Source organism: Stenotrophomonas sp. As-7, assembly GCF_030291015.1.
GTDB lineage: Bacteria > Pseudomonadota > Gammaproteobacteria > Xanthomonadales > Xanthomonadaceae > Stenotrophomonas > Stenotrophomonas lactitubi.
The window spans coordinates 4227672-4250162 of sequence record NZ_CP127405.1; the positions used below are offsets into that span (position 1 = coordinate 4227672).

A 22491-nucleotide genomic window follows, 5' to 3' on the forward strand; every position below is an offset into this window, starting at 1 on the left:
CGGCTGGGATCGGTTGTCAGTGGCGCACGACGAACCCGCCGGACCGACCGCTGGATGGCGCCCGCAACTCCTCATTGAACGCCGCTTTGATGGCCTCGATCGCCACGTGCGGGTCCATGCCCTGGCTGGCCGCCAGCGCGTCGGCCACGTGCTGGGCAACATCAGCAAGGATGCGCCCCCAGGCACGCTCTTCGCGGATGTCTGCACAGTCCTCGTAGAGCCCCACCTTCAACGATGTATGCAGCCCTCGCTCGGCGATCTACACGCGGATCATTTCGATCGATGATTCGTCGCGTTGAGCAGCGTCAGGGATGATCAGTTCGTTCATGGCGGTAGCGGCAAGGAGGGTTGCCGCATTGTGCCCATATCCACGCATGGCGTGGATCTACCGTTCACTCCACCCCGGCGATGTACCTGGCGCTGTCGTACATACGCAGCGCCAGGCGCATCGCCGGTGCAGACGGGCCGGTCTCCAACTCCGACCGGCCCTGATCGCGGCCGCACCCCCGCAGGCGCTGGCCGCCATCCACACACGTGCCGCCGTCAGGCGGCGTCAATCACGCAGCTTCCGACACCTTCACTTCGCGGCGGGCGCGCACGGCCGCAGCCAGCCGCTCCAGCACCGTCACGGTGGTATCCCAGTCGATACAGCCATCGGTGATGCTCTGGCCGTAGACCAGCGGCTGGCCTTCGACCAGCTCCTGACGGCCACCGACCAGATGGCTTTCAACCATCACACCGACGATGCGCTGCTCGCCGTCTTCCAGCTGGGTGGCGATGTCTTCAATCACCTTCGGCTGGTTCTCATGGTTCTTCAGGCTGTTGGCGTGGCTGGCGTCGATCATCAGGCGCGTCGGCAGCTTGGCCTTGGCCAGTGCCTGGCAGGCATCGGCCACGCTGGCCGCATCGTAGTTCGGCTGCTTGCCACCACGCAGGATCACATGGCAATCCGGGTTACCGGTGGTGGAGACGATGGCCGTGCCGCCCTGCTTGGTGACCGACAGGAAGTGATGCGGATTCGAGGCCGCGCCCACGGCATCGGCGGCGATCTTGACGTTGCCGTCCGTACCGTTCTTGAAGCCGACCGGGCACGACAACCCCGACGCAAGCTCGCGATGCACCTGGCTTTCGGTGGTGCGTGCACCGATCGCGCCCCATGCCACCAGGTCGGCGATGTACTGCGGCGAGATCACGTCGAGAAACTCGACACCGGCAGGCAGGCCCAGCTTGTTGATGTCGCGCAGCAGGCCGCGGGCGATGCGCAGGCCCTTGTCGATCTTGAAGCTGCCATCCAGGTCCGGATCGTTGATCAGGCCCTTCCAGCCCACCGTGGTACGCGGCTTTTCGAAGTACACGCGCATGACGATTTCCAGTTCACCGGCCAGTGCATCGCGCAGCGGCTTCAGGCGCTGGGCGTACTCGATGGCGGCTTTCGGGTCGTGGATCGAGCATGGCCCGACCACCACGGCCAGGCGGTCGTCGCGGCCGTGCAGGATCTGGTGCAGGGCCGCGCGCGAGGCGCTGACGGTGTCGGAGGCTTCGTCATCACAGGGCAGCATCGCCAGCAGCTGGGCAGGCGGTGTCAGCGGTTCGATGGTGCGGATACGCAGGTCGTCGGTGTGCGGGGGCATGGTGGGGGGTCTCTACGGAACGTTGGGGGTCCGCAGCGTGGCGACATGAAAAAAGCCGCCAGGTTCGCTGGCGGCTTTCGGGAATGCGTCTGAAGCTTTCTTCAGGGTGAGCGCAATCCTTCCTCCGCCGGGGGCTTCGGAAAGTAATACCAATAAAAGCTGGCGTGGGTTGCGTTCATGGGATCTATTGATAACACAGGGTTTTGGCAGGTGCCAACTGTTTCATCCGCAACTGCGGGCGCGGTTCAGCGGACTATCGGCCGCCATGCACTTCCACGTCCAGCAACAGCGTCTCGTGGATGTCGACCCAGCGCTCCACCACGCGGTCCAGTTCCTGCCTGGCCTCATCCAGCTGTTCGGGGTTGAGCATGGATCGGGCCGTATACAGATCGGACACCAGCTGCCGCAGGGTGGCTTCCTGGATGGCCACCACCGGCCCTTCCAGGCCGGGTACCTGCAGCGCAGGACTGCTGCCCAGCGCTCCGTACAACGTCACCTGGATCTTGCTCTGCATGCTCGACTTCCCTGCGGATGGATACGGCCGAGCGCCATCTTTACCCGGAATGGATGACACGCGCATGTGCCATGGCCGTGTCGGAGTGCAGTCCGTTGAGAGGATGGGACGAGGGGGATTCGTTGAAGATCATGAGGTTGCCGGCCAGCGGCCGGCATCAGCGGGAAACGGGTGAACGGTGCTGCGTTACAGCGAGCGCAGCGCACGCTTGCGGATGTAGGCGTTGGCGATGCTGTCGCGGGTTGACTGCCACCGTGTGCATACATCGCGCACCCAATCGGGTTGGCTCTTGCCAGCGTCGTTCAACCAGTTGCCCACCGAGTCCTGCACGTAGCGCTCGGGATCATCGGCCAGTGTTTCCAGCAAGGGCAGCGCGTGCTCGGGCTGCTGCTTGAACAAGGCAATATGCGTGGCCCAGACGCCGCGGGGGCGCAGCGCTTCACAGGCGAAGCGGCGCAGATGCAGCGACGGCTGCTGCGCCCAGGGTTGCAGCAGGGCGAGCGCATCCAGTGGCCCGGCGACGATATCGCTGCGCAGCGCTAGCCACGCCCATTCGCGCACACCGAAGTGCGGATCGTCTGCCAGTGGATGCATCGCCTGCAGCTTGTCGGCCAATGTCGCCTGCGCGTCAGCGCCGATCAGATAGCACGCCCATCCCCGCACGGTGTCGGAGGGATGCGCCTGCCAGTGCTGCACGTCGCCCTGCCCTGCCTCGCGCAGCAGCGCTGCGGCCAGGGCCATGCGCTGGGTGATTCCCTTGCCCGCGGCGGCGCGCATGCGCTGTATCGCGGCCGGTGGCAAGGTCGGTGCCACTGCCTGCAGCAACGCACCAAAGTCCACCGCCAGGCACTCGGCCAAATGCGTGCTGGCGGCGCTTCCCGCATTGAGTGCCCGCAGGCGTGCGGAGGCGATGGCAGTGCTCATGTGCCTGTTTCCTGGCCTGCGTCGGTGTGTCGCCAGACCTTTTCCAACAGCAGCGACAACTGCGCCTGTTCGCTGAAATCAAGACCGTTGAACAGTCCGCCGATCCATTGCGTGTGCTGGTCGAACAACTCATCTGCCAGGCGTTTGCCGCGTGCCGTCAGCACGATCTGCAGACGTCGACCATCTTCGGCGTCGCTGCGCCGCTGCAGCAGGCCGTCACGCTGCAGGCCATCGAGCAATCCGCTGATGGTGGCGCGGGTGACGCCGGCACGTTCGGCCAGCTCGTGCGGCGGCAACATGCCGCCGGCGCCGTGCAGCAGGAACAGCACGACGAAGCGGCCTTCGCTGAGGCCGTGCGGTGCCAGCCGTGCAGCGCAGTCACGGTCGATCGCGCCGGACAAGGCGAGCAGCTGGAAGCACAGGCGCAGCTGGTCCAGGTTTGCGTCGCCACGACGCTCTGCTTCGTTGATGAGGGCAAGGTGTTTGAATTCCAGCACGCGCATCATCCATTATAATTAGCCACCTAATCATATTATGAAAATAGGTGTACCGCATATCTAAGGCGCCTTTACGGCGCCACGATCAGCCTCGCCACAAGGCCGCCGTCTTCACGGTCCAGCAACTGCAGTTCACCGCCGTGACGGTGCGCCGCATTGGCGGCGACTGCCAGGCCCAGCCCGGCGCCTCCCGTGTCGCGACTGCGCGAGGTTTCGCTGCGCTGAAATGGCTGCAGCAGGCGCTGCCGGTCTGCCGCTGCGATGCCGGGACCGCGATCCAGTACCTCCAGATGGAGCCTCTGTCCCACCCGTGCAACACGCAGCTCCACTGCACCGGCGTAGCGCGATGCGTTGTCGATCAGATTGTCCAGCGCCCGCCTCAGCAGCAGCGCATCCGCGTGCCACGACAGCTCGGCAGGCAATGTGGCAATGATGACCACGCCACGCCCACGCGCCGACTGCACGCAATCGTCCAGCAACGCCACGATATCCAGCGGCTGCAGCACAGGAGGTTCGAGTTCCCCACGCGCGTAGTCCAGAACCTGCTCGATCATGGCGTTCATGCGTTCGATGTCAGCCACCATGCGCGCTGCCTGCGCTGGCGGCGCGCTGTCGGCACGCAGGCGCAGGCCGGTCAACGGCGTGCGCAGGTCGTGGGCTACGGCGGCCAGCATCCGGGTCACATCGTGGGCCTGACCGCGCAAGCGTTCGCGCGCCGCGTTCATTGCCGCGGCCAGCACCTGCACCTCGTGCGGCCCTTCCATCGGCAGGGGGGCGCTGGCCTGCAGCGACAGATCCGCACTTGCATCGGCCAGCCGCCGCAGCGGACGCGTCAGGCGCAGCGCCAGCCAGGCGGCTGGCGGCGCCAGCAGCACGGCGCCGGCCAGCAGGGCCAGCAGCACCTGCCGGCGCCACTGCAGCAGTTCGCTGTGGTTGGCGCCCACGACGCTCCACCGCCCATCGGGCTGCTGCACTGCCAGTTCAAAGGCGGGCCAGCGCAGGCCCGGCAGCAGCAGCGCCTGTTCCACCGTGGCGCGCTGCTCGGGCCCGGTTTGCAGCAGCTGCCCCTGCTTGATCACCTGCACCTGTACAACGGCCGGGTCGGGCGTGCGCCGCCAGACCGTGCGCACCCGTGCACGCGGCACCTGCAGCTGCGCGGCTGCCACGGCACTCATCCAGTCGTTGTCCACGCCGGCCGGCGCGTTGGCCTGGCTCCAGCGACGCAGGCCCAACGGAGCGGCTGCACGACCGCCCATGACCTGCACGGCGTCAAGCAGACTCATCTGTGGTGCAGCCGGGCTGGGCACCGCCCAGACCACGGCAAAGCTGACCAACTGCGCCACCAGCAGGGTGGCCAGGATCAGCAGTGCCACCCAGGTCGCGGTCCGCCAGGGACGCTTCATCGGCGGCTGACCGAGGCGGAGAACCGGTAACCTTGGCCGCGCAGCGTCTGCACCAGTGCTTCGCCGCCAGGCGCGACCTGTGCAAGCTTGCGCCGCAGGCGGCTGATACCCAGATCGACGGCGCGGTCGAACGACTCGCTGGCATCGCCCCGGGTAAACAGCAGCAACTGCTCGCGGCTGAGCACGCGACCGGCGCGCTCGGCCAGCGCGCACAACAGTGCGAACTCGCCGCTGGTGAGGGTGACGTCGGCCCCGGCGGGCGTCAGCAGGCGATGGTGTTCCAGCTGCAGCTGCCAGCCATCGAAGTGCAGCACCGCGGCCTGCGCGCTGTCGGCCTGCTTCTGCACCCGCCGCAGCAGTGCGCGTACCCGTGCCAGCAGTTCGCGCGGGTCAAAGGGCTTGGCCAGGTAGTCATCGGCACCCACTTCCAGGCCGATCACGCGGTCGGGCGTGCTTGCCATCGCACTGAGCATCAGGATGGGGGTGCCACTCGATTGCAGGCGACGGCATACCGACAGTCCATCTTCGCCTGGCATCATCCAGTCCAGCACGATCAGGTCGGTACCCCGCTGGGCAAGCAGTTCGTCCAGTGCGGCCGCGTGGGCCGCCACCCGTACGTGGTAGCCATGCGCGCGCAGGCAATCGGCAATCGCTTCGCGGATGCTGAGGTCATCGTCGACCACCACGATGTCGGTTGCTGCAGTCATGCGGCGATTATGGCGCGCGTTTGTATCAGGACTGTATCTGCCGAAGCCGGAGCGGACATCTGCCGGATACGCGGGTGGGCTGCAATGGCCTCCCCAATGGAGACCTGTACGATGCGAATCCGTACCCTGCTGGCGCTTGCCTGCATGACCACGCCACCGCTGATGGCCGCCCCAGCTGCCCCGCAAACCCATGTACTGCCGATGTGGATGCAGGGCGGGCACCCCGCCGTGGCGATGCAGTTGGGCGACAGCGTCGAGCCGCTACACTTCGTCATCGACAGCGCCGCTGGCGCCACCATAGTGGATGAGGCGACAGCCCGCCGCCGTGGGCTGGAAGATGCGGCCAGTGTCGAGACACGCGTGGAAGGCGCTACCGACCGCAGCACGGTACTGCGGCGCACCCGTAACGCGAGCTGGCACCTGGGCACCTTCGCCTTTGACGCTGCGATGCTGCAGACCGATCTGAGCAGGCTTGCCGGCAGGACTGGCCGCCGCATCGACGGCATTCTCGGCAACGATGTCACCAGCCGCTTCGACACCACCTATGACATCGCCGCGCAGCAGGTGCTGCTGCAGCCGGCCGGATCGCTGGTGCACGATGACGCATGCCTGCGCAATGCCCTGCCCGTGCGCGATGCCAGCATGCAGCGCTTCGGCTTCGTGCAGATGCAGGTGCCCGGTACCGACGTCGAGGTCATTGCGGTTGTCGACACCGGCGCGGCACAGACGGTGCTCAATGCAGCCGCCGCTGCAGCACTCGGTTTTCGCACCGACGGCAGCGACGCACGAGTGACGGTCCGCGCCAAAGGTACGCAGGGCCTCGGCGAACGGGTGGTGGAAACCTGGCTGGCGCCCTTGCCGGGACTGCGCATGGGCAGCTGGGAACACCCGACGCAGGAAGTGCGCATCAGTGAACTGCCGGTGTTTGCCTCGCTGGGACTGAAAGAACGCCCCGCGTTGATTCTGGGCGCTGATGCCATGACAGATACCCGCGTGCAGATCGGCAGCGGCGCCGAGTGGATCTGCCTGCGTCGCAGTGAAAAGCCGCAGCTGCAGGACACTCCGGCAGCTGCCCGGTAGTTGCGCAGCAAACACCGATCATCGCCCACAAAAAAACCCCGCCTTGCGGCGGGGTTTTTTATTGCAGCAGGGAAGCGTGCCGACCTGGGTCGGCCGCTACCGGTGCAGCGGGACTTAGAAGTCCATGCCGCCCATGCCACCCATGCCGCCCATGCCACCAGCGCCACCCATGGCCGGCTCGTCCTTCTTCGGAGCGTCGGCAACCATGGCTTCGGTGGTGATCATCAGGCCAGCGATCGAGGCTGCGTTCTGCAGCGCCGAACGGGTCACCTTGGTCGGGTCCAGGATGCCGAACTGCAGCATGTCACCGAACTCGCCGGTGGCGGCGTTGTAGCCGAAGCTGCCGGTGCCTTCCTTGACCTTGTTGACGATGACCGACGGCTCTTCGCCGGCGTTGGCGACGATTTCGCGCAGCGGGGCTTCCATCGCGCGCAGGGCGATCTGGATGCCGTGGTTCTGGTCTTCGTTGGCACCCTTCAGGCCAGCCAGCGCGGAGACCGCACGGACCAGGGCAACGCCGCCGCCCGGAACCACGCCTTCTTCAACGGCCGCACGGGTCGCGTGCAGGGCGTCGTCGACGCGATCCTTCTTTTCCTTCATTTCGATTTCGGTCGAAGCGCCGACCTTGATCACTGCAACGCCACCGGCCAGCTTGGCCACGCGCTCCTGCAGCTTCTCGCGGTCGTAGTCCGAGGAGGTGTCTTCGATCTGGGTCTTGATCTGCGCAACGCGCGAATCGACCGCAGCCTTGTCACCCACGCCATCGATGATGGTGGTGTTTTCCTTGGAAACCTGCACCTTCTTGGCGCGGCCCAGGTCCTTGATGGTGGCCTTTTCCAGCGACAGGCCGACTTCCTCGGAGATCACGGTGCCGCCGGTCAGCACGGCCATGTCTTCCAGCATCGCCTTGCGACGGTCGCCGAAGCCCGGCGCCTTGACGGCCACGACCTTGACGATGCCGCGGATGGTGTTGACCACCAGGGTCGCCAGCGCTTCGCCTTCGACTTCCTCGGCGACGATCAGCAGCGGCTTGCCGGCCTTGGCGACGCCTTCCAGCACCGGCAGCAGGTCACGGACGTTGGAGATCTTCTTGTCGTGCAGCAGGATGTACGGGTCATCCAGGTCAGCGGTCTGCGACTGCTGGTTGTTGATGAAGTACGGGGACAGGTAGCCGCGGTCGAACTGCATGCCCTTGACCACGTCCAGCTCGTTGTCCAGGCCCGAGCCTTCTTCAACGGTGATCACGCCTTCCTTGCCGACTTCCTTCATCGCGTTGGCGATGATCTGGCCGATCGACTCGTCCGAGTTGGCCGAGATCGTGCCGACCTGGGCGATGGCCTTGTCGTCAGCGGTCGGCTTGGAGATGTTCTTCAGCTCGGCGACGGCAGCCACGACGGCCTTGTCGATACCGCGCTTGAGGTCCATCGGGTTCATGCCGGCAGCAACGGCCTTGGCGCCTTCGCGGATCAGGGCCTGGGCCAGCACGGTGGCGGTGGTGGTGCCGTCGCCGGCGTCGTCGTTGGTACGCGACGCGACTTCCTTCACCATCTGCGCGCCCATGTTCTCGAACTTGTCAGCCAGTTCGATTTCCTTGGCGACGGACACGCCGTCCTTGGTGATGGTCGGGGCGCCGAAGCTCTTCTCCAGCACGACGTTGCGGCCCTTCGGGCCCAGGGTAGCCTTGACGGCATTGGCGAGAACGTTGACGCCGCGCACCATGCGCGAACGGGCGTCTTCACCGAAACGAATATCCTTGGCAGCCATTGCAGTTACCTCATTGGTAGCGCCGGGCCATGCCCGGCAGCTGGGTGTTTGGAATCAGGGTATGAAGCAGGTCGCGCCGACGCTCAGCCGATGACGGCGAGCACGTCGTCTTCGCGCAGGACCTTGTACTCGACGCCTTCGCTCTTGTACGAGCTGCCGGCGTACTGGCCGTAGATGACCTTGTCACCGACCTTCAGCGACGGCGCGCGCACGGTGCCGTTGTCCAGCGGCTTGCCCGGGCCCACGGCCACGACTTCACCCTTGGTGGACTTTTCCTTGGCGGAGTCCGGGATCAGGATGCCACCGGCGGAAACTTCGTCGGCTTCGATCGGCTTGACCACAACGCGGTCGTGCAGCGGCTTGATGCTCATGTGGGACCTCTTAAGTTATTGATTGGTCTGAAAAAGTCCGGCGATGTTAGCACTCGCACCAGGCGACTGCCAGCAACGCGCGTGAAAAAGCCCGACAGGTCGGGAGCACGACAGAGATGGAGACCTCCGGAGGCCTTTCAAGGCCCGCCGCCGAAATTTTTCTGCGGAGACCCGGCGGCGCTCCATTCCTGCGCGGACGCCTTTATAGGGATGCGACGCGGCAAGCCAAGGGGGAAATCGCGGGCATTTGGTGACCGCCGTCTCACTGTCAGATATCTGGCGTTCATTTACGACAAAGTGTCACCAGATCGGCTTTAGGGTGGCCCGGCATTCCCAATCACAAGGAGTAGTCGATGCGATTGCTGTCCCCGCTCGCCGCCGCCTGCCTGCTGGCACTGGCCGCCGCGCCGGCCCAGGCCGAGGTCTTCATCAACGAACTGCACTACGACGACAGCACCGCTGCCGGTGACGTCGGCGAAGCCATCGAAGTGGTCGCCACCGCCGGCGAGGACCTGTCCGGCTACCGCCTGTACCTCTACAACGGCAGCAATCCGTCGGCCGCCACGGTCTACGCCAACAACGCGGTACCGGCGGGAACCGCCGCCAGCTGCGGCAGCGCCACCCTGGCCGTGGTCACCTACCCCACCAACGGCCTGCAGAACGGCCCCAATGACGGCATCGCCCTGGTCGACGCCAGTGGCAAGGTGGTCCAGTTCCTCAGCTACGAGGGCGCGATCACCGCCTCCGGTGGCCCCGCCGCCGGCATGACCAGCCAGAACATTCCGGTTGCCGAAACCAACAGCACCGCGGCGGGCACCTCGCTGCAGCTGACCGGCAGCGGCAGCCAGTACGCGCACTTCACCTGGGCCGAATCGGCCAGGCAGACCTTCGGCAGCTGCAACAACAACCAGACCTTCAGCGGCGGTGGCACCCCGGGCCCGAACACGCCGCCATCGGTGTCCACCACCACGCCGGCACAGGGCAGCAGCACCTTCCCGGCCGCCGCCGACCTGGAAGTGGTGTTCAGCGAGACGGTCAACCTCGCCAGCGACGCCTTCGCACTGACCTGCGGCACCTCCGGCAGCGTACCGCTGACCTGGCCGGCCAGCGGCAAGAGCGTGAAGCTGTCGACCAATACCGCGCTGGTCGCCGGTGAAGCCTGCCGCTTCGACATCCGTGCCGCACGCATCACCGATGCGCAGGGTGCCCGCCCGGCGACCGACAGCCGCATCGCCTTCACCGTGGCCACCACCACCGGCAACCCGGACCCGGGCAATCCCGGCGGCCCGGCGGGCTACTACTCGAAGGTCAACACCAGCAGCCCCAGCCAGCTGCGCTGCTCGCTGCACGCCACCATCAAGGGCCACACCGCGTATCCGTACAGCGGCTCGGGCACCAGCACCTGGACCATCCTGGAGATCGCCGACGAAGATCCGAACAACAGCGGCCGGATCCTCGATGCCTATCGCAACCGCAGCTACACCAAGGTGACCGACCGTGCCGGCAGCGGCGGTGGCCTGAAGTACAACCGCGAGCACACCTGGCCCAATTCGCTGGGCTTTGCCAGCACCACCGGCGACAAGGGCCTGCCGTACGCGCCCTACACCGACACCCACATGCTGTACCTGACCGACGCACAGTGGAACGCCGACCGCGGCAACAAGCCGTTCGGCAAGTGCGATGCCAACTGTGGCGAGCGTGCCACCGAGGCCAACAACGGCCAGGGCGGCGGCAGCGGTGGTTACCCGGGCAATTCGAACTGGGTGCGCACGCCGGATGGCAATGCCGGTACCTTCGAGGTGTGGGGCCATCGCAAGGGCGACATGGCACGTGCGGTGATGTACATGGCCATCCGCTATGAAGGGGGCAAGGATGCGGCCACCGGCCAGTCCGAACCGGACCTGGAACTGACCGACGACCGCAGCAAGATCGTCAAGACCAGCAGTTCGCCGGCCTACATGGGGCTGCTGTCGACCCTGATCGACTGGCACCTGTCCGATCCGCCGGATGCCGCCGAGCAGGCGCGCAATGACGTGATCTACAGCTTCCAGGGCAATCGCAACCCGTTCATCGACCACCCCGAGTGGGCCACCCCGGCCCTGTTCACCTCGGCCAAGCCGGCCACCTGCCAGCTGGCCAACTGACCGCGCAACGCTGCGGTCCACTGCCGTCGCCGGGCCCTGCCCCGGCGACGGCCCTATACTCGACGGTCATGTCGAACGTCGATCCCGTCCTGCTGCTGTTGACCACCTGCCCGGACCGGGCCAGTGCCGAGCGCATCGCGCACGCGCTGGTCGCCGAGCACCTGGCTGCCTGCGTCACCCGCCTGGACGGCGCACAGTCGACGTACCGCTGGCAGGGCGAGGTCACCACCGACGCCGAACTGCAGCTGCTGGTGAAGACCACCGCAAGCCGTGTCGATGAAGCCATCGCCCGGATCGTCGAACTGCATCCGTATGAACTCCCGGAGTGCATTGCGGTCGAAACCCGGGCCGGCCTGCCGGCGTATCTGGACTGGATCCGGGCACAGACCCGGGAGGACACTGATTGAAGACTCTGTTTGCGCGTGGCGCCGCCTTGTGCGCCCTGTTGTGGCTTTCATTGCCGGCCTTCGCGCTGGATGAAAAAGATCTGCTGCCGGTGGACCAGGCGTTCGCGCTGACCGCCAGCGCGCCCGAACGTGGCCAGATCCAACTGCAGTTCAAGATCGCCCCCGGCTATTACCTGTATCGCCACCGCACCACGGTGAAGGCCGATCCTGCCTTCAATGCCGCTGCGCTGCAGATGCCCGCAGGCAAGAAGCACCACGACGATTTCTTCGGTGAGGTGGAGACCTACCGCGAGCGCCTGCAGGCCACCCTGCCCGGCGCGCCCACCGATGCCGCCGGCACCATCAGCCTGGAAGTGCGTTACCAGGGCTGCGCCGATGCCGGTGTGTGCTACCCGCCGCAGAAGCGCGTAGTGCAGGTGACCCTGCCCGGCGCGGGCGGTGCGGCTGCCACGCTGCCGACCGCACGCGCCACCGGCGCCAGTGCGTTCAACAACCCGTTGGCTGGCGCCGGCAGTGGCGGTGGCCTGCGGCTGCCGGGCACCAGCAACAGCCAGGCACTGCCGCTGCCGTCGGAACAGGCATTCGGCTTCGATGCCATCGCCAGCGATGGCAACACGCTGCTGCTGCGCTTCAGCCCGGCACCGGGCTATTACCTCTATCGCGACCGCACCTCGCTGAAGCTGGAAGGCAGCCCCGGGGTACTGGCCGACAAGCCGCGTTGGCCGGCGGCGCAATCGCACCGCGACGAGCACTTCGGTGACGTGGCGGTCTATTTCAACCAGGTGGAAGTGCCGGTGCCGTTGCGCCGCAGCCGCGCCGAGGCCGTAGACAGCACGCTGGTGGTGACCTTCCAGGGCTGCCAGACCGATGGCATCTGCTACCCGCCGATGACCCGCCGGGTGAAGTTGTCGATCCCCGCCGGCAAGGCCAACGCCACCAGTGATGCACCTGCTGCACGCGACGAAGTGATCCGTTCGCTGCCCGCTTCGACCGCTGCCAGCACCCGCGAGGCCGCCAACGGCACGCCGCTGCGCCTGCTTCCGACCGTGCCCAACGACGCGCCGGCCGCCACGGGTGGTGCCGACGCCAGCAGCGGCGCGCGCGATGCCTTCGCTGCCGACGCGCAGCAGGACAATGCGCTGCGTACCAAGGCCCCCAGCCGCGTGCCGAAAACCGACAGCTCGTTGCTGTGGGTACTGCTGCTGGCGCTGGGCGGTGGCCTGGTGCTGAATCTGATGCCCTGCGTGCTGCCGATCCTGTCGCTGAAAGTGCTGAGCCTGGCGCAGAGCGGCGAAAGCCCCGAACGCGCCCGCAGCCATGCCATGTGGTACACGCTGGGCGTGCTGGTTGCCTTCGCAGTGATCGGCGCGCTGATGGTCGGCCTGCGCATGCTCGGCAACGCGGTCGGCATCGGTTTCCAGCTGCAGCATCCCGGCGTGGTCGCGGCGTTGGCCTACATCATGTTCGCGGTGGGCCTGAGCCTGTCCGGCGTGTTCACCATGGGCGGCGGCATCGGCAACTTCGGCCAGTCGCTGGCGCGACGCAGTGGCCCGGCCGGCGACTTCTTCACCGGCGTGCTGGCCTGCGTGGTCGGAAGTGCCTGCGTGGGTCCGTTCTTCGGTCCGGCGGTGGCCTATGCCTTCGTTGCACCGCCGGTGGCGGCGATGCTGGTGTTCCTGTTCCTCGGCCTGGGCCTGGCCCTGCCGTTCCTGCTGATCGGTTTCGTGCCGGCGCTGGCCCGTCGCCTGCCCAAGCCGGGCCAGTGGATGGAAACCCTGAAGCACGTGCTGGCCTTCCCGATGTATGCCGCCGCATTGTGGCTGCTGTGGGTGCTGGGCAAGCAGCGCGGTGTGGATGGCATGGCGCTGGCGCTGGGTGGCCTGCTGCTGCTCACCGGTGGCCTGTGGCTGTTCGAGCGCAGCCGCTGGCGCAGCCAGCGCGCGGCCGGGCTGCTGGGCGTGCTGCTGGTGATCGCGGCGCTGGTGCCGGTGTGGGCCGTGACCCAGCTGGCACCGCCGGCTCGTGCCGCGCAGGCGAGCAGCGAGAACGTGGTGGAGTATTCGCCGCAGATGCTGGACCGCCTGCGCGCCGACAACCGCGTGGTGTTCGTCAACATGACCGCCGACTGGTGCGTGAGCTGCAAGGCCAACGAGCGCGCGGTGCTGTCGCGTCCGGAGTTCAAGGAACTGCTCAAGCGTACCAACGCGGTGTACATGCGCGGCGACTACACCAATGTGGACCCGCAGATCACCGCCTTCCTGGATGAGCACAAGGCCGTGGGCGTGCCGCTGTACGTGGTATACGGCCCCGGCGCACCGCCGACGGTGCTGCCCACCCTGCTGACCCAGGCGCTGGTGGAAGAAGCGCTGCTGCGCACCGCACGATGAAGTGGCAACGGCCAGCACTGCTGTGGACAGCGGTGCTGGCTGCCGGGCTTGGTCTGTGGGCCGGCAATCGGCTGGCGCCGGCGCCGGCGGCGCAAACCCCAGCGCCTGTTGCCGTGTCACCGCCAGCGCTGCCGATGCTGCGCCCTGGTGATCCGCTGCCGGCGCTGGTCCTGCCCAATGGCGAAGGCCACGCGCTGGATATCCGCGAACGCTTCAAGGGCCGGCCATTGCTGGTCAATGTCTGGGCCAGCTGGTGCGGCCCGTGCGTGGAAGAAATGCCCGAGCTGGCCCGCTTTGCCGAGGGCCAGGGCACGCGCGGCGTACAGGTGTTGGGCATGGCGCTGGATACACCGGACGGCGTGCGCGATTTCCTGCAGCGGGTGCCGGTGAACTATCCCATCGTGCTGGATACCCCGGGCCCACGCGATGCCAGCGTGCAGTTGGGCAATGCGCAGGGCCTGCTGCCGTACAGCGTGCTGTTCGATGCGCAGGGCCGGATGGTGAAGGCCAAGCTCGGCCCGTTCGCGCACGGCGAGATCGAAGGCTGGGCGAAGTAAGGTCGGCAGGGCTGCGCCCTGCACCTGCAGAAGCCGAATCAACGGCAACAGCGGGCGTCCGTGGGATGGCGGGGCGGTGTCGGAGTGCGGGGACGCCGCAAGTACGTCCTTGTAGGCTTGGCCGCGGCATCCATGCCGCGGACACCCCGCACTCCGACACCGCCCCACCTCTGACAGATTTCCGGCGTCTGATGGATCCACCTCATGCGTGGATGAATCTCCATCGGAATCGAATATTTCGACAATTGAACGAAGAGCATCCACGCATGGCGTGGATCTACCGTGTCGACCAAGGTCGACACCCACCAAGAGCAGGCCATGCCATTCCGACAGACCGCGGAAATCTGTCGAAGGCGGGGTGGGTCCGGTTGCGGGGGCGTGAGCGCCATGGATGGCGCGACCGAGCTTACAGGGACGTACTTGCAGCGTCCCCCGCAACCGGACCCACCCCGCCATCCCACGGAATGCACGCTTCTGCCGTTGCTTCGGCTGTTGCCGTTGAGGTTGCCGGCCAGCGGCCGGCACTATCGCTTCGGCGGGTGCAGGGCGCAGCCCTGCCGGCAACCCCTCCTTGACCGCAGCGGCCCGCGACCCGGAGAATTACGAGATTAATTCTCATTTGCTGTTGCGCAGGATGCGGGCGGCAGCCTCGACGGCCCTCGATCCCGATGTTCAAGAACGTCCTGTTCCAACTGCACTGGCTGCTGGGCATCAGCGCGGGTGCCATCCTGGCCGTGATGGGCCTGAGCGGCGCCGTCCTGTCGTTCGAGGATGAGCTGCTGCGCGCAGCAAATCCTGGCTTCGCCGCCATCGCCGAACACCATGCCGACAACCAGCAACCGCTCGCGTTAAGTGAACTGGTGCCGTTGCTGCAGGCGGGCAGCGAGCGGCCGCTGCAGCGGCTGCGGGTGGATGCCAGCGGCCAGCGACCGTCTGTCGCGCGCTTTGCCGGTGGCAAGGACCACTGGGTGTATTTCGACCCCTACAGCGGCGAGCGCTTCAGTGCGCTGCGCGGGCAGGCTTTCTTCGATTTCGTCGAGGACCTGCACCGCCATATGGTTGCCGGCGAACGCGGCTCGTGGATCACCGGCAGCTGCGCGATCGCCCTGCTGTTCTTCACCCTGTCCGGGTTGTACCTGCGCTGGCCGCGTCGCTGGTGGCACTTGCGCAGCTGGTTGGCGGTGGAGTGGGCGCGCAAGGGCCGCGGCTTCCTGTGGAGCCTGCATTCGGTGATCGGCACCTGGGTACTGCTGATCTACCTGATGAGCGCGCTGACCGGGTTGTGGTGGTCGTTCGACTGGTACCGCAACGGGCTGACCCAGCTGCTGGGTGTCGCGCCACACGCCAAGCACAGACTCGCCACGGATCTTCCCCTGGATCTGCACAATGTCGAGGCCACGCTGTATGCGCTGCCCGGTGTGCGTCAGGGCTTCATCGACCTGCGCCTGCCGGAGAAGCCCGGTCAAGCGCTCAACGTGAGGGTGATGTCGGCTGACCCCGCTCAACGCGGTGGCCATCACGACCGGGCGCATGACCTGCTGCAGCTCGACCCGGCCACCGGCGCGGTTCTCGACGCGCGCCCGTACGCACGCCAGGGGGCCGGCGGCCAGCTCACCACCAGCATGTTCGCCCTGCACTCGGGCAGCTTCTTCGGCATGCCCGGACGCATCGTGGTGATGCTCAGCAGCCTGGGCATGTGCCTGTTCTTCGTCACCGGTTGGCTGCTGTACCTGGACCGCCGCCGCGGCCAGCGCGCCGCGCGCGCGCTGCGGCAGACCGTTCCGGCAGCAGCACTCCACGCCGGGGGCACACCGTGGCTGGTGGTGCATGCCAGCCAGAGCGGCCTGGCCGAACAGTTGGCCTGGCGTGCGGCGGCACAGCTGCAGGCGGCCGGCCACGGGGTGCAGGTACTGCCGCTTGCGCGCGTGACTGCCACGCAGCTGCAAGCCACCACACAGGCGCTGTTCGTGCTCAGCACCTTCGGTGATGGCGAGCCACCGGACAACGCACGGCGCAGCGCGCGCCAACTGCTGGCACAGATGCCGGCGTTGTCCGGACTGCGCTACGGCATGCTGGCATTGGGCGACCACCAGTACGAGCGGTTCTGCGGATTCGGCATGCAGATGGACTACTGGCTGACCCGCGCGGGCGCACAGCCGTTGTTCGCGCGAATCGATGTCGATGCAGCTTCGGTGGCGGCGCTGCGCCAGTGGCAGATGCAGCTGACCGGGCTGACCGGCATCGACACCGATGACAGCGTGCTGCCAGCCGCCACGGTGATGCATGACTGGCGTCTGCTCGGCCGCACCCTGCTCAACGCCGGCAGCATCGGTGGCCAGATCTGGAAGATCCGCTTGGCACCACCGGCTGATGTCGATTGGCAGGCCGGCGACATCCTGCATATCGCGCCACGCCATGACGCGCTGCATGTGCACACAGTGCTGCGGGCGCATGGCCTGGATCCCGTGCAGACGGTACTTATCGACGGTGCTGCGAAAACGCTGTTGGAACAGGCCAGCGAACGCGCGCTGCCCGAAGCCGGCAGTGCAGTGCGAATACAGGATGCAGGGCAGTGGCTGTCAGGCCTGCCAACACTGCCCGGGCGTGAATACTCCATCGCCTCATGCGCCGCCGATGGCGAGGTGGAACTGGTGGTCCGGCTGGTCCACGACGCAGCAGGTCGCGCGGGGCTGGGCTCGGGCTGGTTGGCGCTGCATGCGCCGTTGAAGGGTGCGGTTGCGGCCCGCGTGCATCGCAACCCTGGCTTCCATCGGCAGCCAGGTGCACCAATGGTGCTGATCGGCAACGGCACGGGCATCGCCGGCCTGCGCAGCCTGCTGCGCGAAGCGGCGCATCACGGTGAGCACGGTCATTGGCTGCTGTTCGGCGAGCGCCAGCGCGCGCACGACTTCCTGTTCGCCGAGGAAATCATCCGATGGCAGGCTGACGCGCACCTGCTGCGGTTGGATCAGGCGTACTCGCGTGATGTCGACGATGGCAGCTACGTGCAGCATCGCCTGCGTGCTGCGGTGGATGAACTGCACGCGTGGCTGGCACGCGGTGCGGTGATCCATGTGTGTGGATCGCTGCATGGCATGGCCGAAGGCGTGGATCAGGTGCTGCGCGAGGCACTGGGCGATGAAGCGGTGGAACTGCTGCTGGAGAACGGACGGTACCGGCGCGACGTGTATTGAGTCCATTCGCCGGGCATGGCCCGGCGTTACCCGTCATGGGTTTCAACAGTAGCGCCGGGCCATGCCCGGCGAAGGCGATCAGGCCATCACGCTGCCGCGCGCGGGCGTCGCTCGGGCAGTAGTCGGAACGCTGCAACCGCTTCGGCCAGCGCCTGCACCTGGGCCTGCATCTGCGCGGTCGATGCGCCGGCCTCTTCCACCAGGCTCGCGTTGCGCTGCGTGCTGGCCTCCATCTGCACGACGGTCTGGTTCACCTGGGCGATGCCCGCATGTTGCTCGTGCGACGCACTGCGGATACCCGCCAGCAACCCGGCCAACTGCTGCACGCTGCTGACGATCTCGTCCATCGTGGCGCCCGCCTGCTCGGCCTGCGTACTGCCCTGGCCTACCCGCGCCACCGAGTCCTCGATCAGTCCCTTGATCTGCTTGGCCGCGTCCGCACTACGCTGGGCCAGCAAGCGGACTTCGGCCGCCACCACCGCGAAGCTGCGACCCTGCTCGCCTGCACGCGCCGCCTCCACCGCCGCGTTGAGGGCCAGGATATTGGTCTGGAACGCGATGCCATCGATCAGCTGGATGATGTCGCCGATGCGACGCGACGACGCGCTGATGCCCTGCATGGTCGCCACCACCTGGCCGACCGCAGTGCCGCCACGCTCGGCAACCTTGGCGGCGTCGCGTACCAGTCCATCGGCCAGCCCCGCCGCGTCGGCATTGCGGCCGACGGTGTCGGTCAGCTCATGCATGGATGCCGCGGTTTCCTCCAGGTTGGCCGCTTGCTGCTCGGTGCGCTGGGACAGATCGTGATGGCCGGCGACGATCTCGCTGACACCCACATCCAGGCGCACCGTGGCCTGCTGGATACGGGTGACGATGTGGCCCAGCTGCGCGACAGTGGCGTTGGCATCGTCACGCATGCGGGCGAACACGCCCTGCAGGTCGCCCTCCATGCGTACGCTCAGGTCACCGCGTGCCAGTGCGGCCAGCAGCGCCTGCAGGTCGCCCAGGTTGGTCTCGAAAGTGGACAGCAGGCGATTGATGCTGGTCGACAGCGTGCGTACGAACCCCTGCTTGCCCTCCAGCGCGATGCGACCCTGCAGCTCGCCATGCGCCGCCGCATCGACCAGTGCCGCCACTTCGGTTTCCAGCAGCGTTTCAAGCGCGCGGCTGCGCCATTCCACCGCAACGCCAAGGAAATGGTCGTCCTCGACGATGGCATTGGCGATCAACTGATACCGGGTACCGGCGTGGCCGATCTCACGCTCTTCGCGCTGACGGACACCGATCAGTCCCGCCAGCGCCGGATGCAGGCGGACCGCGTCGCTGCCGAGCAATGCCTCTGCGGGAAGCGCCAGCAGCTGCAGCAGCGCCGGGTTTGCGTAGGCCACCTGCCCTTCCGCATCAACCACCATCAAGCCGGTCTGGGCACTGTCCAGCGCCTGCCGCACGCGCGTGTTGCCGCGTGCCAACGCGCGTTCGGTCTCGGTGCGCGCACGCAGGCGCTGCTGCATGTCGACCAGGCGCTGCGCGAGCTGGCCGATCTCATCATTGGCGTTGTGCACGCGCAGCGTGGTGTCGAGCCGGTCATCCGCGATATCGCCTGCAAAGCGCAGGGTGTCCTGGATCGGTCGACGCACCGCGCGCACCACGAGTACCAGGCTGGTGATCAGCACGCTGGCCACCAGCAGCAGGGTAGCCACGAACAGCACGCTGGCCATCCTTGCACCCGATCGCTGACGCAGTTGTGCCTGTTCCAGTGCTGCAACCTGAGCCTGCTGGAAAGCGGTCAATGCCGGGCCCACGGCCGCCGCAGTCTCAAGCAGCGACTGTGCCTCCACGTCCAGGCCGACGCGTGCAGCGGTATAGCCCAGCAATGCGGCCTGGTAGGCCTCCATTCCGTTGCGCACGCGCTCCTGCACGTCAGCTGGCAGGCCGGCCAACGCCAGATCGAAGGGCAGCTTTTCTTCGCTGGCACGATCGGCGTGGGTGGAATCGCCATCGAGCAGCAGCAATGCTTCCTGGCGCCGCATCCGCTGCACATGCAGGGACAGCGCAGGGCGCTCCAGCGCATCCACCTGCGCCTGCAGCGCGTCGGCGGCCTGCTGCAGTTGAGCGGCCAGACCAGCGTCGCCGCGCCCCATCTCATCCACCCGTTCGAACAACGCGGCGATGCCCTGTGAGAAGGCATCGACAGCCTCGGCCATCGCCTGCAGCACCTTGCGCCGGCCCGCGTCCATCGGCATGCCACGCAACGCCTGCAGGTCCTGCTTCAACATCTGTTGCGTGGCCAGCAACTGGCTGCGGTCCGCATCATCGAAACTGCGCGCATACTGGGTCTGCAGGCGCCGGGCCTCGGCCACCCGGGCGGCCAGCGAAGCAACGCGGTTACTGCCGTGCTGGTAGCTGGCCTGATCGCGTGCCGCCTGCGTGCTCGCATGGCTGGTCCAGGCGTGGACGGCGGCGATGGCCACCAGGCCCAGGCTGCAGACCAGCAACGTCGCCTTGAGCTTGTCGGCGACGCTGAGCCGATGTGGCTGCAGCCAGCGCAGCAGGCCAGGGAAACGGGAACGCAACCCGACAACGCGGCTACGCAGGGACCGAAGGTGGGGAACGACGGCCGACATGACAGACTCCAGGCGGAAGGACGCACCTTTATCGACCGGTTGCAGCGGAACTTTAGCGCTGAACTGAATCCTGCCGCGCGCAGTGACCAGTCGCCGCTGTTGTACCGGCCGCAGGCGACGGGGGGATGACACCGGCGAGGCACACTTGACCTCAACCCCGGTTGCGGTAGCACAGTGGAGCCCCCCGCCCGTGGTGCCTGCCATGTCCATCGACGTCCCCCGCTACCTGCAGCGCCTGCAGCTGGATGCCCCGCCACCGCTCACGCTGGCCGGGCTGACCCTGCTGCAGCAGCGCCACAACGCCCTGCTGCCGTTCGAGACCCTTACCAGCCTGCTGCGCGATGCGGTCGCCATCGACCTGGACAGCGTCCAGCACAAGCTGCTGCACGCGCAGCGCGGCGGCTACTGCTTCGAACTCAATGGCGCGTTCCTGGCCCTGCTGCAGGCCCTGGGCTTCGATGCGCAGCCGCTGAGCGCACGGGTGCTGCTGTCGGCTGCAGAGGGCGAGCTGACCGCGCGTACGCACCTGCTCCTGCGGGTGCGTCTGCAGGAAGCGGACTGGTTGGTCGATACCGGCTTCGGCAGCCTGACCCCGACCGTGCCACTGCGCCTGCATGAGACCGCAGTCCAGGACACACCGCATGAGCGCTACCGCGTGCAGCGGCTGGAGGATGGCGACTTCATGCTTGCCGCCGAAGCAGGGGATGACTGGCGGGCGCTGTACCGCTTCGACCTGCAGCCACCGGCGCCGATCGATAACGAAGTGGGCAACTGGTACGTGTGTACGCATCCGCAGTCGAGCTTTCCTGGCCAACTGCGTGCATCACTGACCGGGCCGGATTGGCGACGCACCATCGGCAGCGGCAACTACACCGAATATCGCCCGGGCCGGGTACCGGCCAAGCGCCCGCTGCGCGATGTGCAGGACGTGCGCGAGGTGCTGCAGCAGGGCTTCGGCATGCGCCTTCCGGACGATCCGCGATTGGATCCGGCCATTGCCGACTGGCTGCAGCGATCGCGCGCCGCGTCCGTGTAGCGCCACGCGATGTTCGGCTGCTGACCTCTGGGCTATGAGGTGACGGGCGCCTGCAGGGCGATCCGGTTGCCCTCGCTGTCGCGGATCTCGGCCACCCGCCAGTCACCGGCCACGTCCGGGCCGAAGCACAGCACCGCGCCAGCCTGAAGGGCACGCTGCAGGCTGTGATCCAGATCGTCCACGCCCAGGTAGATACGCGGACCCTGCTCCGAGGGCAGGTAGTCAGCACCGTGCACCAGCGCCATGCTGGCACCCGCGCCCCTATCGTTGAATGGCAGGTACGCCATCCGGCAGTCATGCACGGTGATCGGCGTATCGATGTCCACCTGCAGCCATTGCCGGTAGAACGCCATGGCACGGTCCAGGTCGGCAGCGGGAACTTCAACGTGCAGGATGGGATTCATGGTGATCAGGCTGGGCATGCAGGCGGATGAAACACAGGATCGCAGCTCTGCACACCACACGATACGGCCACAGCTGGCATGCTGGAACGCCCCGCCGTACCGGAGTCCACCAATGTCCCTGGCCGATCACCGTCATGCGTTGGCCCCGCTCGGCTACCTGCGCGTAGCCATCAACCTCGGCAACCCGGTGCTGGCCCAAGGCGACGCCGATGCACCACGCGGGCCATCGGTGGAACTGGCCACCGCGCTGGCACAGCGGCTGGGTGTGCAGGCCCGCTTCAGTTGCCACAACGCCGCCGCATCAGTGGTGGCAGCGGCGAGCGACGATGCGTGGGACCTGGCCTTCCTGGCGGTGGACCCGGCACGCGCCGACCGCATTGCCTTCAGTGCACCGTATGTGGAGATCGAAGGAACCTACCTGGTGCGCAATGACAGCCCAGCACGGCAGGTTGCAGATCTCGATCGCGACGGGCTGCGCATCGCAGTGGGCCGCGGCGCCGCCTATGATCTGTTCCTCAGCCGCGAGCTGCAGCAGGCAACGATTGAGCGTGCCGATACCTCGGCCGCGGCCATAACCCTGTTCGACCAGCAGCGGCTGGATGCAGCGGCCGGCGTACGCCAACCCCTGCAGGCCTGGGCACAGGCGCATGCCGGCCATCGCGTGCTGGCAGATCGCTTCACCGTGATCCAGCAGGCGGTCGCAGCGCCCGTTGCTCGACCCGCAGCGGCGTTGCAGGCAGTGTTCGCGGAAGTGGAGGCCATCAAGGCCGGGCCGTTGCTGGGCGAAGCCTTTGCACGTGCCGGGCAGGCGGTCACGCTGGTGCGCTGACGCACACTCCCCGTCACT

General features: G+C 66.9%; 19 protein-coding genes. 8 read left to right on the top strand and 11 right to left on the bottom strand.

The window, feature by feature from the left end; all coding sequences use genetic code 11:
* Nucleotides 1–16: 16 nt before the first annotated feature.
* The 7 genes from QP457_RS19290 to QP457_RS19320 form a co-directional block, all read right to left on the bottom strand.
* Nucleotides 17–226, bottom strand: coding sequence for a DUF5076 domain-containing protein (locus QP457_RS19290; protein WP_286041635.1), 210 nt, complete (start codon nucleotides 224–226; stop codon nucleotides 17–19).
* Between the two features lie 331 nt (nucleotides 227–557).
* Complete coding sequence (locus QP457_RS19295; protein ID WP_049467209.1) at nucleotides 558–1631, bottom strand: 3-deoxy-7-phosphoheptulonate synthase; 1074 nt, start codon at nucleotides 1629–1631, stop codon at nucleotides 558–560.
* A 253-nt stretch (nucleotides 1632–1884) separates the two neighbouring features.
* Entirely contained in the window at nucleotides 1885–2145 is a 261-nt protein-coding gene (locus QP457_RS19300) for a hypothetical protein (protein WP_025878654.1), read from the bottom strand.
* A gap of 186 nt (nucleotides 2146–2331) precedes the next feature.
* Nucleotides 2332–3069 carry a DNA alkylation repair protein gene (locus tag QP457_RS19305; protein ID WP_205405571.1) on the bottom strand — a complete coding sequence of 246 codons (738 nt, stop codon included), beginning with the start codon at nucleotides 3067–3069 and terminating at the stop codon, nucleotides 2332–2334.
* The gene (locus QP457_RS19310) at nucleotides 3066–3566 is read right to left on the bottom strand and encodes a MarR family transcriptional regulator (protein WP_205405572.1); all 501 of its coding nucleotides are present in this window, start codon (nucleotides 3564–3566) and stop codon (nucleotides 3066–3068) included. Before QP457_RS19310 ends, QP457_RS19305 begins: the two co-directional genes overlap by 4 nt.
* A gap of 71 nt (nucleotides 3567–3637) precedes the next feature.
* On the bottom strand, nucleotides 3638–4933 hold the full coding sequence (locus tag QP457_RS19315) for an ATP-binding protein (protein ID WP_205405582.1): 1296 nt from the start codon (nucleotides 4931–4933) through the stop codon (nucleotides 3638–3640).
* Between the two features lie 32 nt (nucleotides 4934–4965).
* On the bottom strand, nucleotides 4966–5676 hold the full coding sequence (locus QP457_RS19320; RefSeq protein WP_099820499.1) for a response regulator transcription factor: 711 nt from the start codon (nucleotides 5674–5676) through the stop codon (nucleotides 4966–4968).
* Nucleotides 5677–5787: 111 nt separating this feature from the next.
* Between QP457_RS19320 and QP457_RS19325 the strand changes: the two genes are divergently transcribed.
* Nucleotides 5788–6756, top strand: a complete 969-nt coding sequence (locus QP457_RS19325; protein ID WP_205405573.1) for a pepsin/retropepsin-like aspartic protease family protein — start codon at nucleotides 5788–5790, stop codon at nucleotides 6754–6756.
* Between the two features lie 114 nt (nucleotides 6757–6870).
* On the opposite strand, the gene groL is transcribed toward QP457_RS19325, so the two are convergent.
* Entirely contained in the window at nucleotides 6871–8520 is a 1650-nt protein-coding gene (gene groL, locus QP457_RS19330) for a chaperonin GroEL (RefSeq protein WP_025878650.1), read from the bottom strand.
* Between the two features lie 83 nt (nucleotides 8521–8603).
* Nucleotides 8604–8891 carry a co-chaperone GroES gene (locus tag QP457_RS19335; RefSeq protein ID WP_089237231.1) on the bottom strand — a complete coding sequence of 96 codons (288 nt, stop codon included), beginning with the start codon at nucleotides 8889–8891 and terminating at the stop codon, nucleotides 8604–8606.
* A gap of 353 nt (nucleotides 8892–9244) precedes the next feature.
* Between QP457_RS19335 and QP457_RS19340 the strand changes: the two genes are divergently transcribed.
* From QP457_RS19340 to QP457_RS19360, 5 genes are all read left to right on the top strand, one after another.
* A complete protein-coding gene (locus QP457_RS19340; RefSeq protein ID WP_205405574.1) occupies nucleotides 9245–11035 on the top strand; it encodes an endonuclease in 1791 nt (596 codons plus the stop codon).
* A 68-nt stretch (nucleotides 11036–11103) separates the two neighbouring features.
* Nucleotides 11104–11442, top strand: coding sequence for a divalent-cation tolerance protein CutA (cutA, locus tag QP457_RS19345; protein ID WP_099820496.1), 339 nt, complete (start codon nucleotides 11104–11106; stop codon nucleotides 11440–11442).
* Complete coding sequence (locus tag QP457_RS19350) at nucleotides 11439–13829, top strand: protein-disulfide reductase DsbD domain-containing protein (protein ID WP_205405575.1); 2391 nt, start codon at nucleotides 11439–11441, stop codon at nucleotides 13827–13829. The genes cutA and QP457_RS19350 overlap by 4 nt, the downstream gene beginning before the upstream one ends.
* Nucleotides 13826–14386 (top strand): TlpA disulfide reductase family protein, encoded by a 561-nt coding sequence (locus QP457_RS19355; protein ID WP_205405576.1) that lies wholly within the window; start codon nucleotides 13826–13828, stop codon nucleotides 14384–14386. Before QP457_RS19350 ends, QP457_RS19355 begins: the two co-directional genes overlap by 4 nt.
* A 668-nt stretch (nucleotides 14387–15054) precedes the next feature.
* Entirely contained in the window at nucleotides 15055–17580 is a 2526-nt protein-coding gene (locus QP457_RS19360) for a sulfite reductase flavoprotein subunit alpha (RefSeq protein ID WP_205405128.1), read from the top strand.
* 86 nt (nucleotides 17581–17666) lie between these two features.
* Here the strand turns inward: QP457_RS19360 and QP457_RS19365 are convergent, their stop codons facing one another.
* Nucleotides 17667–20204 (bottom strand): methyl-accepting chemotaxis protein, encoded by a 2538-nt coding sequence (locus QP457_RS19365; RefSeq protein ID WP_205405129.1) that lies wholly within the window; start codon nucleotides 20202–20204, stop codon nucleotides 17667–17669.
* A gap of 202 nt (nucleotides 20205–20406) precedes the next feature.
* Here QP457_RS19365 and QP457_RS19370 point away from each other — a divergent pair, with 202 nt between their 5' ends.
* Nucleotides 20407–21240, top strand: coding sequence for an arylamine N-acetyltransferase (locus QP457_RS19370; protein WP_205405130.1), 834 nt, complete (start codon nucleotides 20407–20409; stop codon nucleotides 21238–21240).
* Nucleotides 21241–21272: 32 nt separating this feature from the next.
* On the opposite strand, the gene QP457_RS19375 is transcribed toward QP457_RS19370, so the two are convergent.
* Nucleotides 21273–21644 carry a VOC family protein gene (locus QP457_RS19375; RefSeq protein ID WP_205405131.1) on the bottom strand — a complete coding sequence of 124 codons (372 nt, stop codon included), beginning with the start codon at nucleotides 21642–21644 and terminating at the stop codon, nucleotides 21273–21275.
* A 112-nt stretch (nucleotides 21645–21756) separates the two neighbouring features.
* On the opposite strand from QP457_RS19375, the gene QP457_RS19380 reads away from it, so the two are divergent.
* Nucleotides 21757–22473 (top strand): transporter substrate-binding domain-containing protein, encoded by a 717-nt coding sequence (locus QP457_RS19380; protein ID WP_205405132.1) that lies wholly within the window; start codon nucleotides 21757–21759, stop codon nucleotides 22471–22473.
* The last annotated feature ends 18 nt before the right edge of the window (nucleotides 22474–22491 follow it).